General features: G+C 57.5%; 12 protein-coding genes and 3 tRNA genes. 8 read left to right on the forward strand and 7 right to left on the reverse strand.

The genetic code is table 11. The features are described 5' to 3' along the window. Positions 1-113 precede the first annotated feature (113 nt). The 8 genes from msbA (at position 114) to ACYX4K_RS05715 (ending at position 9,209) form a co-directional block, all read left to right on the forward strand. Positions 114-1,952: a lipid A export permease/ATP-binding protein MsbA gene (gene msbA / locus ACYX4K_RS05680; RefSeq protein ID WP_475093090.1), complete on the forward strand. Its 1,839-nt coding sequence runs from the start codon at positions 114-116 to the stop codon at positions 1,950-1,952. A 53-nt stretch (positions 1,953-2,005) separates the two neighbouring features. Further along, positions 2,006-3,037 (forward strand): tetraacyldisaccharide 4'-kinase, encoded by a 1,032-nt coding sequence (lpxK, locus tag ACYX4K_RS05685; protein ID WP_475093089.1) that lies wholly within the window; start codon positions 2,006-2,008, stop codon positions 3,035-3,037. Positions 3,038-3,054: 17 nt separating this feature from the next. Beyond that, entirely contained in the window at positions 3,055-3,810 is a 756-nt protein-coding gene (kdsB, locus tag ACYX4K_RS05690; RefSeq protein WP_475093949.1) for a 3-deoxy-manno-octulosonate cytidylyltransferase, read from the forward strand. Between the two features lie 111 nt (positions 3,811-3,921). Continuing rightward, positions 3,922-4,938, forward strand: a complete 1,017-nt coding sequence (gene murB / locus ACYX4K_RS05695; protein WP_475093088.1) for a UDP-N-acetylmuramate dehydrogenase — start codon at positions 3,922-3,924, stop codon at positions 4,936-4,938. Between the two features lie 288 nt (positions 4,939-5,226). Continuing rightward, positions 5,227-5,871 carry a response regulator gene (locus ACYX4K_RS05700; RefSeq protein WP_475093087.1) on the forward strand — a complete coding sequence of 215 codons (645 nt, stop codon included), beginning with the start codon at positions 5,227-5,229 and terminating at the stop codon, positions 5,869-5,871. A 133-nt stretch (positions 5,872-6,004) separates the two neighbouring features. Then, positions 6,005-7,819, forward strand: a complete 1,815-nt coding sequence (gene uvrC / locus ACYX4K_RS05705) for an excinuclease ABC subunit UvrC (protein ID WP_475093086.1) — start codon at positions 6,005-6,007, stop codon at positions 7,817-7,819. A gap of 94 nt (positions 7,820-7,913) precedes the next feature. Continuing rightward, positions 7,914-8,480 carry a CDP-diacylglycerol--glycerol-3-phosphate 3-phosphatidyltransferase gene (gene pgsA / locus ACYX4K_RS05710; protein ID WP_475093085.1) on the forward strand — a complete coding sequence of 189 codons (567 nt, stop codon included), beginning with the start codon at positions 7,914-7,916 and terminating at the stop codon, positions 8,478-8,480. Positions 8,481-8,618: 138 nt separating this feature from the next. Continuing rightward, positions 8,619-9,209 carry an HNH endonuclease family protein gene (locus tag ACYX4K_RS05715; protein WP_475093084.1) on the forward strand — a complete coding sequence of 197 codons (591 nt, stop codon included), beginning with the start codon at positions 8,619-8,621 and terminating at the stop codon, positions 9,207-9,209. Here ACYX4K_RS05715 and ACYX4K_RS05720 read toward each other — a convergent pair. The 7 genes from ACYX4K_RS05720 to ACYX4K_RS05750 all read right to left on the reverse strand — a co-directional run bounded on the left by ACYX4K_RS05720 (position 9,206) and on the right by ACYX4K_RS05750 (position 15,235). After that, the gene (locus tag ACYX4K_RS05720; protein WP_475093083.1) at positions 9,206-10,579 is read right to left on the reverse strand and encodes a serine hydrolase domain-containing protein; all 1,374 of its coding nucleotides are present in this window, start codon (positions 10,577-10,579) and stop codon (positions 9,206-9,208) included. The genes ACYX4K_RS05715 and ACYX4K_RS05720 overlap by 4 nt on opposite strands. A 77-nt stretch (positions 10,580-10,656) precedes the next feature. Further along, positions 10,657-10,743, reverse strand: a tRNA-Leu gene (locus ACYX4K_RS05725). Between the two features lie 71 nt (positions 10,744-10,814). Next, positions 10,815-10,888: transfer RNA gene (locus tag ACYX4K_RS05730), tRNA-Cys, on the reverse strand. Between the two features lie 461 nt (positions 10,889-11,349). After that, positions 11,350-12,561, reverse strand: coding sequence for a hypothetical protein (locus tag ACYX4K_RS05735; RefSeq protein WP_475093082.1), 1,212 nt, complete (start codon positions 12,559-12,561; stop codon positions 11,350-11,352). A gap of 273 nt (positions 12,562-12,834) precedes the next feature. Further along, a complete protein-coding gene (gene lhpI / locus ACYX4K_RS05740; RefSeq protein ID WP_475093081.1) occupies positions 12,835-13,809 on the reverse strand; it encodes a bifunctional Delta(1)-pyrroline-2-carboxylate/Delta(1)-piperideine-2-carboxylate reductase in 975 nt (324 codons plus the stop codon). Positions 13,810-13,840: 31 nt separating this feature from the next. Continuing rightward, complete coding sequence (locus ACYX4K_RS05745; RefSeq protein ID WP_475093080.1) at positions 13,841-14,953, reverse strand: proline racemase family protein; 1,113 nt, start codon at positions 14,951-14,953, stop codon at positions 13,841-13,843. A 205-nt stretch (positions 14,954-15,158) separates the two neighbouring features. Continuing rightward, positions 15,159-15,235, reverse strand: a tRNA-Pro gene (locus ACYX4K_RS05750). Between the last annotated feature and the right edge of the window lie 48 nt (positions 15,236-15,283).

The following is a 15,283-nucleotide window of genomic DNA, read 5'->3' on the forward strand; positions in this document are numbered from 1 at the left end:
AGTGTTGATGCGGGCGGCGATAGCACCGGCCCCTTAGCCCTTTCACATCCACCCGCCCGCACCCTGCGGGCGGCGTTGTTTGACGGGGTGGTTAACACACGACCTGATTGTTTATGGATAAATCCCCGCAACCGGTTCGCAAACCCAAGAACGGAGCCAGGACCTACCGTCGCCTGCTCTCGTATGCCGCGCCACATTGGGCGGTGTTTGTGTTGGCGGTGTTCGGTTTTCTGCTGTTTTCCACCATGGAAGTTGCCCTGATTGCGGTGACAGAATTGCTGCTGGATGCGGTGGGTGCTGGTATCGATACCGGGCGTGGGTTCCTGTCCAAATACGTTGCCTCTTATTTCCCCAATGGCCAGATGCCACAGGAGACTGCCCGCTGGCTGGTGCCGACGGGGATGCTCTTCATTATTGCACTGCGCGCGGTTGGCAATTTCGTCGGCAGTTATGGTCTGGCGTATGTTGCGCGCGCGGTGATTCACCAGCTGCGTTCCGAGCTGTTCGAAAGCATCGGCCGCTTGCCCAGTAGTTATTACGACCGGTACACCGGCGCTTTCCTGATTTCCAAGGTGGCGTATAACGTGGAGCAGGTCACCAACTCCATTACCAAATCACTCAAGACGATTTTCCGTTCGTCGTTCACCGCGATTGGATTACTCACCTATCTGCTGATGGTGAACTGGAAACTCACGCTCACCTTTTTCCTGTTTGTACCGATTATTGCGGCCATTGTCGGCATTGTGGGCAAGCGTTTTCGCAAGCTCAGTCACCGCATTCAGAACACCATGGGGGACGTCACCCACGTTACCCAGGAAGCCATCAACGGCTACGAAGTGGTGCGCATGTACGGCGGCCAGGAATATGAAAACGGGCGTTTTCAGGCGGCGAGCAATGCCAACCGCCAGCAGTTTATGAAACTGGTGGTGGCGGATAACGCGAGTGTTTCGGTGATTCAGATCCTTGTAGGGCTCGCCACAGCGGTGCTGGTCTGGTTTGCGCTGGCACCGGGTATGGTGGAATCCATGACCGCGGGCGTGTTTGCCTCTTATATCGGTGCGGCGGCTTCCCTGGCCAAGCCTATCCGCAACCTGTCCGAGGTGTACGCGGAAATCCAGAAGGGGATCGCTGCCGCGGAAAGCATTTTCGAGGTGTTCGACGCACCCAAAGAGCCGGCCGAAGGCGACGCGGTACTGCCGCTACAGGTGACCGGGGAGGTGACATTTGAGCATCTCGGTTTCCGCTACAACGACGACGGCCCCGAAGTGCTTTCGGGTATCAATTTCACCGTGCGCGCGGGGCAGACGGTGGCCCTTGTGGGGGCTTCCGGTTCGGGCAAAACCACACTGGTGAGCCTGTTGTCGAGATTTTACGAGCCCACCTCCGGCCGAATACTGTTGGACGGGGTCGATATTACCCGCTTGCCGCTGGCGGATCTGCGCGCGCAGGTCAGCCTGGTTTCCCAGAATATCGTGCTGTTCAATGACACCGTGTACCGCAATATCGCGTACGGGGAGCTGGAATCGAAGCCGGATGCCGATGTGCAGCGTGCGGTGGATCAGGCACACGCGCGCAGCTTTATCGAAGAGTTGCCCCAAGGGCTGCAGACGGTGCTTGGTGACAACGCTCAGATTCTGTCCGGTGGCCAGCGCCAGCGCCTGGCCATTGCGCGGGCGCTGCTGAAGGATTCGCCGCTGCTGATCCTGGACGAGGCCACCTCGGCCCTCGACAACACCTCCGAGCGGCATATCCAGGCGGCGCTTGCCGAGGTGATGAAAGACCGGACCACCTTTGTGATTGCCCACCGCCTCAGTACTATTGAGAACGCCGATTGCATTCTGGTCATGGACCAGGGGCGCATCGTGGAGCAGGGCAGCCACAGCGAGCTGCTCGCCCAGGGCGGGCGCTACGCACTCCTGCTGCAACAGCAGAATATGCAGGGCGCGGGCTGAACACCGCAAAATTGTTGAACACACCGCATCAGGGATAGGGGGCGCAGAGCGCAATGTCGCTTGAAGACTGGTTAAACAAACGCTGGTACCCGGCCACCGAGGGTGGCGATGACAACGGTACCCAGTTGCCATTGCTGGCGCCGCTGGAGCTGGCGTTTCGCCACGGCAGCCGCTGGCGCAAACAGCGCAACAGGCCGGCTCCGCTGCCGGTGCCGGTGATCGTGGTTGGCAATATCACCGTGGGCGGTGCCGGTAAGACGCCACTGGTGGCCGAGCTTGGCCGCTGGCTGCTGGAGCGCGGTCGCAAGCCGGGCATTATCAGCCGCGGTTACGGCGGTCGCGCCAAGCACTATCCGTACGATGTCACCGCCCAGTCCCACCCCCTCGAATCCGGCGACGAGCCACTGATGCTGCACCTGATGACCGGTCTGCCGGTAATGGTGTCGCCAAAGCGCATTGAGGCGGCGGAAGCGCTGATCGAACAGCACGGCTGTGATGTCATCCTGTCCGACGATGGGCTGCAGCACTATGGCCTGTGGCGCAGTATGGAAATCTGTGTGGTGGACGGGCACCGGGGGCTGGGTAACGGCCACCTGTTGCCTCGGGGACCGCTGCGCGAGTCCATCGAGCGTCTGGCCAGTGTCGATATGGTGGTCGTCAATGGTGCGGCTGGTGAGCTGGCGGAATCCCAGTGCGGCGACGAGATCGACTTCACCATGCACCTGGAGCCGGCGCGCTGGCACCAGTTCAATCTGGATCAGACTTCCACCCTCAAGCTGGAATCGGGCCCGGAAGTCGGCCCTTGCCACGGGGTTGCGGCAATCGGTAACCCCCAGCGCTTTTTCAATGCCCTGCGTGCCATCGGTTTCAACGTAATGGAGATGCCGTTCCCGGATCACCACCAGTTTTGCCTACAGGAGCTGCAGCTCGACGGGATTACTCCGGTCATCATGACCATGAAAGACGCGGTGAAATGCCGCGATTTCTGGCAGACCCACTGGTGGGCACTTGAGGCTCGGGCGCAGCTTCCCGATCTGTTCTATCAACGTATTCACCAACATCTCGAGAGTTTTGAAACCCCATGAGCAGTACCGCCGACGATCTGAGTTTTGACGTCATCATCCCCGCCCGCTTTGCTTCCAGCCGGCTACCCGGCAAGCCGCTGGCCGAGATTGCCGGCAAAGCCATGGTGCAACGGGTCTACGAGCGTGCTTGTGAGAGTGCCGCGGAGCGGGTAATCGTCGCCACCGATGACAATCGTGTTGCCGAGGCGGTGGCCGCATTTGGTGGCCAGGTGTGTATGACCAGTGCCGATCACGCATCCGGAACCGACCGGCTACAGGAAGTGGCAACCAAATTGGGGCTTGCGGATGAGCGTATTCTGGTCAATGTGCAGGGGGATGAGCCGTTGATCCCGCCGGCGGTGATCAACCAGGTCGCGCGCAATCTGGCCAAGAATACGGCCGCCGGTGTGGCTACCCTGGCCGAGCCTATTGAATCGGTCGATGACTTCCTAAACCCCAATATCGTCAAGCTGGTGTGTGAAGAGAACGGGCTGGCACGTTATTTTTCCCGAGCACCCATCCCCTGGCCCCGGGATGCCTTTGCCGGTGACAGGTCGGTCCTGCCTGAGGGGCTGAACCCGCGCCGCCATATTGGCATCTATGCTTACCGTGCAGCCCTGTTAAATCTCTTTGTGAGCTGGCCCATGGCACCGCTCGAGCAATTTGAAGCGCTGGAGCAGTTGCGGTTCCTGTTTAACGGACAGGCAATCCATGTGGCTGACGCCTGTGAGGCGGTGCCCGGCGGGGTGGATACGGAGCAGGATCTGGCGCGGATGCGCAGCCTGTTCAGCTGAGCCCGGGTAGGCCGGATCGGCCTGCGGGTATTCCGATCGACCGTGTCTCAGTCCGGCAAGCCTGGCCGTACTGGGCGTAACAGGTACGGCCAATAGATATTCTGGAAGTGCATGATTCAATCTGATATCGACCTGCAACCTTTCAACACCATGACAATCGCCGCGCGGGCGCGTCACTTCTGCTCGGTGACCTCGCTTGATCAGTTGCGCGAAGCGCTGGCGTTTGCCCGCGACAGGCAGCTACCCATCCTGCCACTCGGGGGCGGCAGTAATATCGTTCTCACCGGTGATTATCCGGGGCTGGCCGTGCATTTGGGTATGCGTGGTGTGGACGTCGCTGAGTCTGCCGAAGGGGTGCGGGTCACTGCGGCTGCCGGAGAAAACTGGCATCAACTGGTGATGCGAACGGTAGAGTCCGGTGTTGGCGGTCTGGAAAACCTGGCGCTGATTCCGGGAAATATCGGCGCGGCGCCCATTCAGAATATCGGCGCCTACGGGGTTGAGCTGAAGGACCACTTCGAGCAGCTCACGGCCATGGAAGTCGCCACAGGTAAACTGGTGACCTTTTCGGCGAGCGAGTGTGCTTTCGGCTACCGCGACAGCCTCTTCAAGGGGGAGGCAAAAGATCGGTACCTGATTTGCGAGGTGGTACTGAAGTTGCGCCGCGACTGGCAACCGCGAGTAGATTACCCCGCGCTGCAGCAGCATTTTCAGGAGCACAAGACCCCCGTTGATCAGCTGACGCCGTCGCAAGTGGCAGCCGCGGTCATCGACATCCGCAACAGCAAACTGCCGAATCCGGTAGAAATTCCAAACACCGGCAGCTTCTTCAAGAACCCGGTGGTGACCGAGGCCCAGTACAGCGCCATCAAGCAAAGTCACCCGAACGTGGTGGCTTATGCGGCGGGAAGTGGCTGGAAACTGGCCGCGGGCTGGTTGATTGATCAGGCCGGCTGGCGGGGGTTCCAGCGCGATGGCGTTGGGGTGCACGATCGCCAGGCACTGGTCCTGGTAAACCCCGGGCACCGGGCGGGGCAACAGGTGGTCGATCTGGCTCGCGACATAGCGGCGGATATCCAGGTCAAATTTGGCGTAACCCTTGAACCAGAGCCACGATTTTACCCCTAGGCACTGATACGCTCGCTGGCGCGGGGAGAGTGATATCCTGGTGTCGGGAATTCGAACCGAATTTTCTGCTGTTTACAGTCTTTATTTCAATGGATCGCTTTGCTTCAAGATGCGTACCACTTGCTTTGCATTGAGACGCTAGTCTGGTATGTTTTCTGAGGGCTCTGTGGATGGATCTTTGCGGGACATAACCCGCTGAGCAATAACAAAAAATTCGATTTTGTGCGAGCTGATCTCAGTAGGAAAATTTTGCGCAAAATCGGCTGAAAATCCGTGGTTGGGGCTAATTTGATAAAAGTCTTAGTGGTAGACGATCACGACTTGGTGCGTATGGGTATTTCCCGCATGCTGGGAGATGTCGATGACATTCAGGTTGTCGGCGAAGCCAAAAGTGGTGAAGACGCACTGGCATTTGTCCGCGAGACGGAAGTGGACGTCATTTTGATGGATGTTCGAATGCCCGGAATGGGGGGCCTCGAGGCTACCCGTAAATTGATTCCCCGCTTTCCCAAGGCGAAAGTCATCGCGGTCAGCGCATTGGACGACGACCTCTTTCCGAGCCGGCTGATTCAGGCGGGCGCAACCGGTTATGTGACCAAGGGTGCAGACCTGGAAGAGATGGTGCGAGCGATTCGCTCGGTTGTTGCTGGCGAAACCTATATCAGCTCCTCAATGGCGACCAAGCTGGCGTTACGCAGTGTCAGTGGTGGTTCCTCGCCCTTTGAGGACCTCTCCGAGCGGGAGTTGCAAACGGCGGTCATGATCGTCAACGGCAACAAGGTGGCAGAAATCGCAGAAACCCTAGCGGTGAGCCCGAAAACCGTGAATACCTATCGGTACCGAATCTTCGAAAAGCTCGGCCTGCATTCCGATGTGGAATTGACCCTGCTGGCGGTCAAGCACAATGTGCTGGACCCGGAAGAGGCGGTTTAGCGGTGCAGGGCGTTCGAAGTTGGGATAGAGGCGGAATAATGCCACGCTAGCGCGTATAATCCGCTCGTCATATATTGTTTAGAACAGGGGCCTTTCCGGCCCCTGTTCTGTTTCGGTGGCCGTATTTTTTTGCATGTTCGACAGTAAGCGCTTTTTATCGACAGTGACCCGCAAGCCCGGCGTCTATCAGATGTTTGATAGCCAGGGAAAGGTACTGTATGTCGGCAAGGCAAAGAACCTGCGCAACCGCCTTGGCAGTTATTTCCGGGCCACCGGATTGACCGCAAAGACCATGGCCCTGGTGGAGAAGATTGCGGATATCGAAGTGACCGTTGCCCGCAGTGAAACCGAAGCGCTGGTGCTCGAGCAGAGCCTGATCAAGTCGCAGCGGCCGCCCTACAACGTGATGCTGAAAGATGATAAGGGTTACCCCTATATTTTCCTTTCCAGCAAAGATACCTTTCCGCGAATCGCCTTCCACCGCGGTTCCAAACGCAAGAAAGGCGACTATTTCGGGCCTTTTCCCAATGCATCGTCGGTGCGTGATAGTCTGAATTTTTTGCAGAAAACCTTCCGCATTCGCTCCTGTGAAGACAGTGTCTTCGCCAACCGTTCGCGCCCGTGCCTGCAATATCAGATTGAGCGCTGTACGGCACCCTGCGTCGATTTTATATCGGCGGAAGACTACCAGGCCGATGTGCGCCACGCGCAAATGTTCCTTGCCGGTAAAAGCGACACGATTATTCGCGAGCTGGCCGATTCCATGGAGCAGGCCTCGGCTGCGCTGGAGTTTGAAAAAGCCGCGCGCCTGCGCGATCAGATCGTCGCATTGCGTCGTTTGCAGTCGGACCAGATTGCAGAAAGTGCCGGTGGCGATGTGGATGTGCTCGGGGCGGCGACTTCTGGTGGTCTGTGCTGTGTGCATGTCCTGTTTATTCGCCAGGGGAGGATTCTTGGCAGCCGCAGCTACTATCCCAGTGAGAAGCTCGGTCTGGAATCTTCGGAATTGCTCTCCGCGTTTATCCCGCAGTTTTACCTCGGTGCGAACCGCGAGATTCCCCGTCAGATTCTGATGTCCGAGTCACTGGAAGATGGTGAGACGCTGCAGCAGGCGTTAACTGAGCAATCCGGGAAGGATGTCCAGCTGGTGCACAAGCTGCGTGGCAATCGGGCCTCCTGGGTGGAAATGGCCCAGCAGGCTGCCAGCCAAAACCTGCAAAGTCGCACCGCGTCGCAGCAGAAGCTGCAGGACCGGTTTGAGAACTTGCAGGAGGTGTTGCGGTTGGGGGAATTGCCCGAGCGGTTGGAGTGTTTTGATATCAGTCATTCCAGTGGTGAGGCGACAGTGGCGTCCTGCGTGGTGTTTGATACTGGCGGTGCGGTGAAGTCGGATTATCGGCGCTTCAATATCGAAAATATTACCGCGGGGGATGATTACGCGGCCATGGGGCAGGCACTGCAGCGGCGGTATGCGCGACTGTCCAAAGGCGAGGGCCGTTTCCCGAATATTTTACTGATCGACGGCGGCAAGGGGCAGGTGCGTCAGGCCATTGATACACTCAATGAGCTGGGTGTGACCGGTGTTCAGATTATTGGCGTCGCCAAAGGCACCACCCGCAAAGCGGGGTTTGAGACGCTGCACGTGGTGTCCCAGAATCGCGAGCTGGTGCTGGAGTCCGATTCCCCTGCGCTGCACCTGATTCAGCAGGTGCGGGATGAAGCGCACCGGTTTGCGATTACCGGCCACCGCCAGCGGCGGGACAAGAAACGTCGCGAGTCACCTCTGGAGGGGATCCCAGGTGTCGGACCAGCGCGCCGGCGCGCATTGCTGCACCACTTTGGTGGATTGCAGGAAGTGATGCGCGCATCGGTCAACCAGCTGGCCAGTGTGGAGGGGGTCAGCCGCAAGCTTGCCCAGGAAATTTACTCCACTCTGCACAATGAGTAATGTAAAGAAACCTGTTGGCGTTTATTTTTTGGATGCGGATTGCTAAGTTACGCACTGCCGACGAAGTGTGTTCAGCGAATGTAAAAGGACCAGCATGACCCTTGCCAATCAATTGACCTTGCTGCGCGTAGCGCTGATTCCGGTATTTGTGCTGGTTTTCTATCTTCCCTACAAGTGGAGCTATATTGCCTCCGCACTGATCTTCTCCATTGCTGCTGCCACTGACTGGCTCGACGGGTATATCGCCCGCAAAATGAATCAGAGCACGCCGTTTGGTGCCTTTCTGGACCCGGTGGCTGACAAGCTGATGGTGGCCACCGCCCTGGTATTACTGGTCGACCTGCACGATCACCGCCTGTTTACCATCGCTGCTGCCGTGATTATTGGCCGCGAGATCGCTGTGTCCGCACTGCGGGAGTGGATGGCGGAGCTGGGGCTGCGCAGCAGTGTGGCGGTGAACTATATCGGGAAGATCAAAACCACGGCGCAGATGGCCGCGATCATTGTTTTGCTCGCGTTTGATGTGCAGGAATTTCCCGTTATGGAAACAATCGGCTATATCTTGCTGTACGTTGCCGCAGCGCTGACGCTGTGGACCATGGTGGTTTATTTGCGGGCTGCCTGGCCGGCACTCAGTGGCGACGCAACAACCAAATCCTGAATCCCGTTTACTCGGCCCGGTAATGCCCGGGTCGAGGCCGTCACAATTTTCAATTTACCCTATCGCCGGTAATTTCCGCGCCACAACTCTTCGGGTACGATAGTTCCATTCGAGCTTTTATGCGCCAGTGGAGTTGTCGTGCCGCGTTCTCAAGCTTTTGCTTCTTCCCGTTCCTTTCTCGTTTATTGCCTGCTGTTCCCCGGTTTGCTGTGCGCTGCGATAACTGCCACGGCCGGCGAAAATACCTATCGCCGCAGCGAATGGCTGCCGCGCTGGTCGGATGCCGACCGGGATTGCCAGGATACGCGCCACGAATTGCTGATCCGCTATTCCCTGGCGCCGATCGCCTACCGTGATGCGCGTCAGTGCAAGGTGGCCAGCGGTTTGTGGATGGACCCATACACCGGAAATTTCTTTGAGTTGGCCTCAGATCTCGACGTGGAACATATCGTTCCACTCAAATGGGCACACGAGCGTGGCGGCGCCCTTTGGTCACGCGAAAAGAAGCGCGCCTTTGCAGAAGATCCGGACAACCTGTGGCTGGTAGATGATGGGCGCAACCAGAGTAAAGGGCATAAAGGCCCAGACCAGTGGATGCCTCCGTACGGTCCGGTAAGGCACTATTATCTGCGGCGGTTTATGGCGGTTTCGGAGAAGTATGGGCTTCGGGCCAGCCCCGAAGAGTCCCGACTGTTTCTGGCCATGTTGGAAAGCCCACACCGCGGTTAACCCGGCAGTGTTTGCAGTATTTCACCAAAACGGTCTTCGATGGGGTAGGGAGAGGCCGACCAGCCGAGCCTGACCACGATTGCGTTACGGGAGGGGGCTACCATCAGCTTTTGCTCCCGGTTCCCGAGCATGAAAAAGCTGTCTGCCGGCAGTTGCGGAAACAGCTGCGGCAATCGATTGGTGCGGTTGTTCAACCACAATTGATAGCCATATCGCGGGTCGTTGTCGCTTTGGTTGGCGCGCGTGGCGCGGGTGAGCCAGGCAGGGTCCAGGAATGGCGGGGCGCTATCTACCAGGCCGGGATTACCTAACAGTACACAGCCTATCTGCCCCCACTCCCGAGCGCTGGCGTACCCGTATGAGCTGCCGATAAATACCCCGTCACTATCGAGTTCGAGAATCGCGCTCGTCAGGCCGAGAGGCTCTGCAAACTCTTTTTTCCAGAAGGCCAGTGCCGCCTCTGTGCCTCCGAGGGTTTGATGCATCCAGCGCGCCAGCAGGTTGGTACTGCCCGATGAGTAGGAAAAATGGTGCCCGGGGGAGTGCGCCAGCGGGCGTTGCAGGGCATAGCGGGAAGCAGGCAGGGGGCCAAACAGCATACGTGTGGCATCGCTGCCGGGGCGGTAGGTTTCGTCGAATTCGAGCCCGTCGCACATCTGCAACAGATGCTCGAGTGTTATCTCGCTGCGGCGGTCGTTATGCCACTCCGGAAAAAGATCTCCGGTGGCGGTATCCGCAAGCCCCAGGGTTTCCAGGCGCCCGATTAATATTGCCAGCAGGCTTTTGCTCATGGACCACCCGAGCAGCGGTGTGTGATGGGATATCCCTAAGCCGTAGGCTTCCGCCAGTACTTCGCCACCCTGAATTACCAGCAGAGCTCGGGTATCCAGTCCGGATTCGTGATCGTGTTGCAGTTGGGTTTGCAGGAGTTCCTGCAGGGCAGGGCTGTGCTCTTTGTATTGCAGCCGGGTTCTGGTTTCGGCTCTATTCCGGGTGATATTGGTGGGTTGCGCGTGCAAGTGCGCGGAACTCTGCTTGCCGATGAATACGCAACCTTGCAAGGGGCGAAATGCTGCTTTGACACTGACGAGATTACCAATTTTTGCGCAAGTGATTCCCTGGCTTTGGTGGATAGATACCAGCGAGAACAGTGGCGAATAATTGCGCAGGTCACTTTGAATGCGCTGAGATGTAAAGCCTGAAATATGGTGCGCAGAGCAGGCGAGCCTGGCGCTCATGCCAAGCAGGGTCTGTATTGCGTCAGCGGGCAGACGCAAAACGTTCGATATTTTTGCGTCCGGCTTTTTTAGTCTGGCGAGCAGAGCGATGGCCGCAACGATCGCGACTGCGCAGGAAAGGGTGAATATCATTTGCTTCCGAAAGGCGTGCCGCCACAGCAGGTTGGGAAGAGCAAGGGTGCCAGTGAAGCTTAGGAGAAAACGGAAGGTGGTGCCCAGAGCCGGACTTGAACCGGCACGTCCCAAAGGACGGGAGATTTTAAGTCTCCTGTGTCTACCAATTCCACCATCCGGGCAGATAGGGCGATCGACAGATGTGGAGGAAGTCTGCCGATTGGGTCAGTCTCAAAATCAGACTGGAGGAAAATGGAGGCTAGGGTCGGAATCGAACCGGCGTACACGGAGTTGCAGTCCGCTGCATGACCACTCTGCCACCTAGCCATAGGTGTCGCTTGAAGCGATGAAAACGCCGCGGATTCTAGCGGAATGACAGCAAAAATCCCAGCGTTTTCTGATACTTACGCGCGCCAGGGCGTGCAAGAGGCCGCTATTCTATGGTTTGCCCGAGATTAGTCAAGGCCAATTCACGATCTGGTTAATTCTGCTCAATTTGTGAGCCATGGAGTGTTTTGGCGCCGAGGGTGGAGGATGTAATAACTGGATGAAATGGATCGGCGCTTTCTATTGCCAATTGTTCTAAGTTATTTGGCAATCTCGCTGGCAATCCCCCGGACCTGACCAATACTGAGAGTAGCTGGCTAGCACACATCTCCCCCCACGTCGTGTTTAGTAGTGCCGGCCGGGTGTCTGCCCCCATACGGGCACCCAGTGTGTTGTAAGGATGAAATCCTCCAAGTTTCACTCCTAATGGTCTTGGCCCTGACGCTCTCCCCCCCCCGTCGTCAGGGCTTTTTTTTGCCTGTAAGAAATGTGCGGTCCAACTGCGGCACGGGTTCGCCGGCGGCCTGTTCCACCAGCTTGCGGAATTTTTCCAGCGTAATCTCTCCGCGCTCAGCGGCCAGTGCCGTAACCACTTCATCCAGGTTGCGTTTGCCATCGCTGGACTTTTGAATCTGCTGATCTATCTGGTGGAGCACCACCGTGGCCCGTGCGGTGATTGGTCCGGATGAGCGTTTGACCAGCAGATTCGGCGATTCCTCTCCCCATTCCGCCAGTTCTTCGAGGGCCTCCTGGTAGCGCCGTTCGCTGATGCCGCCGGTGCGGCGCAGTGTCTGCAGCGAGTAGTATTCGGCAATGCCTTCCACGATCCAGTCGCTCTCCTTGTCGCCGCGAATGCCGGTACCTACGTGTACCAGCTCGTGCAGCATGCTGCTCGTGCGGTTCCCGGAAATCAGCGGCCGGTCGGCGTGCATAAAGAGGGAGCGGGTCCCAGATAGGCCGCCGCGCCACATAGGGTCATCCGCCATGACAATCAACAGTTTCTTTGGGAACTCCGGGAACACCTTTTTGAGCTCGGGCAGCGTCCAGCCCAAAAACGCGAGTGTGTCCTGGCGGCGAAGGCCTATGCCGAGGGGGCCCGCGATTACGGTGTCGGTACCATCGATAATGTCCTGCCGGCTGCCGATCCGCCCCGAAATCATCCAGCCTTTCGGGCGAATAAAGCGGCGTCCGGGATCTTTCAGCTGGAAATTGCCATTGTCGTCTTTGGCGTAGGGCGCGAGCGTATTCCAGTTCTTGGGAGTGTTTACCTGAAGCGTCGCCCGTGACTGAAGAGACTTGGGCGCGCGCGCGGAGATCGGCGGGATCAGCTTGTCGCTGCGCAGGATCGTCCACTTGTCGGTCATCAAGGAGTCGTAACTACCGGACGATTTTTTTTTGTCAATTTTGAAGCGGTACTCGATTTCACTGTGATCTTTGCCCGGTTTCCAGATGGCTTTGTCACCTTCCAGAGTCACATTATCTCCGGCGATTTTCGAATGGCGCTCCGGATTGAGGTGCAGGGTCAGCTGACTGGGGAGTGCGTCGCCGGAAACCGCGATCCGGACATGTGCGAAATCCTCACCCGGCTTCAGCTCGACTTCATACCGAACATCGTAAATTGATTCGTCTGCCGAATGCGCAACAGGTATGAAAATGCTGAGAAATAGGGCCATTACGCCCCAAAATGCGTATCTAGGAGAAGAGCAGGTGTTCCAAAAATGATGCATGAATACGTTCTGGCTCTGTTTGTTGGTGATAGATGTGTTAGTTGCGTATCAACAGTATGTTGAATGCGCATTAACTCCGCATTAACTGATGGGACAACACATCCTGCGAACAGTGCCAGAGGGTAGCGTTCATTCTCCCGGGGCGCGACCCCGGGAACTGGTCATTGTGAAGGCCTTTTCAAGGGGGCGAAAGCGCGCTTCGGTGCGCTGCGGTGTGCTTCAGTGTGCTTCCATCTGCGCCGCAGCGCTGTTCTCGGCCGCGTTCAGTGTGGCGTAGACCAGGCTCGCCGCAACCAGGTCTTCAAGGGCGTGTCCCACTGATTTGAAGCAGGTTACCCCAGTGCGTGTTGCAGGTACGGGGCCCCGGGTGAGTGCCGGGAGGTCGCCCAATACCGAATTTGCACTGATGGCACCACTTTGAATGGGGAGGCTAAGGTCCCCGGTTTCGGTCAGTGCGTGTGGCATCACGTCCACATACAGTGCGACCTGCCGGATCAGCGCGTCGTCGGCCTCCCGCATATCCGGCCGGTAGGCGCCCACAAGATCGATATGCTGTGTGGGCCGCAACCAGTTTCCGCGGATCAGCGGTGTTTTACTCAGGGTTGCACAGCTCACGATATCGGCCCGCGCCATACCCTGCTCGATATCACCACACGCTGAAATCGTGCAGGGCATTTCGGAAAGACTCTCGACCAGCTGTTGCGCTTTCGCTTTCGATCGCCCCCAGACCAAAATGTTTTCAATTGGGCGCACGCTGCAGTGTGCCCGGATCAGTTCAGGTGCCAGGGTACCGGTGCCCACCATCAGAAGCGTGCGCGCCTCTGCCGGAGCCAGGTAGTCTGCGGCCAACGCGGATGCGGCCGCTGTGCGCATGGCAGTGATACTCGCTGCATCCATTATGCTTTTGGGTGTACCGGTACTCGCATCAAACAGGGCGTAGTGCCCCTGAATTGATGGCTCATTGCGATTGTCTGGCGCAACGATCACGGTTTTTACACCGAGAAATCCATCCGCCTGCCACGCGGGCATAAGCAGCAGGGTATTTTCGTTATCGTGGGTGTGTGAATAGCAGAAGTGGTGGTGGTGCCGTTGCGGTACTTCGATATCCTGCATGCGGAATGCGTCGCGCAATGCCTCGATCAGTCGGGGGTAGGTGATGGTTTCGCGGACGGTTTTGGCATCGATAAATTTCATGGTGAATCAAATACTATCAGTCAGATAAAAATTAATGGCCAAGCAGAAAGCCAAACTTGAATGGGTCATCCGGGTCCAGGTAAAAGCGGTGTTGCCCGGTGATATATGCCGTGCCTGCAACCTCCGGAATCACTGCTGACAGCCCGGAATACGCCAGCGTCTCGGCAATCTTTCCGGAGAAACAGCTACCGGTAATACTTTCGGCAACCAGGGTTTGCTCTCTTGTTAACAGTCCCTGATCAAAATGCAGGGCCATCCTGCCGGACACACCGGAACCTGTCGGAGAGCGATCCAGTTCACCGTCGGCAAACACGCAGACGTTACGGCTAAGAACTTTCTGGCCTGCCTCCGGTATCGTTTGATCCGACAAGGGTTTTTGCAAAGGCGCCATGTCCATAAAAATGGTGCCGTAGAGGAATCCCAGGTCCGGCTCGACGGGGTGCACAATGTCGGGACCGCTGGCCTGAACACAGTGCTTGATGGATCGCCCCGCCCGAATCAGTTGCTCGGCATTATGTTCGGCCAGGGAAAAAGGCAATTGCGCGGCATCCACGTACGCGTAAAACGCACCGCCGTAGGCAATGTCGTAACGAATTGGTCCCAGCTCGGGCACATCCACCGTTAGCGAGCGCGCTGCCACAAAGGATGGCACGCAGTGAAAGCGTGTGGAAATCACCTGTCCACGTACGCCGGTGCGTGCGAATGCGTGTATCCGGCCACAGGGTGCATCGATGGTTACCGGCACTTCAGAGTCCGGTGCAACCTGGTCTACCCAGCCCAACTCTACCGCGAGTTTTGCCAGTGCAATCACCGCATGGCCGCACATGGTGCTGAAGCCTTCGTTATGAATAAACAGGGCTCCAAAATCCGCACCGTTATCGTTTGGCGGAACCACGATGGCACCGTACATATCCCGATGCCCTCGGGGTTCCCACATTAGGGCCCGTCGTAAATGGTCATGGTGTTCTCGCGCGAGGCGGCGCTTGCCGAGGATGGAGTCTGCAGTGAGCTCCGGAAATCCATTGAGTATGACCCGCAGTGGTTCGCCACCAGTGTGCATGTCAATGGCATCAATCTGCATCCCGTTTGCCGTCGCATAGGATGGCAGTTCCGAATTGAGCGTGGGTGGCGTGCTGGTAGTCATAATGCGTCCGGCGCAACGGCCTAATATTGTTTTTGAGGACAATAACAATAAATGTTTTCGGGCGCAATGAATCCTTTTGGGGTGCGAGGGGAGTGGCGGGAAGGGTGAGAATGTTCGGCAGAATTAGGCAAGGTGACCCGGCAATAGAATCACTGCATGCAGGTTGCTGTCGAGTGGGGAAAAATTAAGGGGGGGAAAAAGAAAATGGTCGGTGAGAGAGGATTCGAACCTCCGACCCCTTCGTCCCGAACGAAGTGCGCTACCAGGCTGCGCTACTCACCGACTTGTACAGCGTTGATCCCATTGCGGAATTTGCTGTGGCTTCCTTGT

It is taken from the genome of Microbulbifer sp. ABF4_107, from assembly GCF_056312215.1.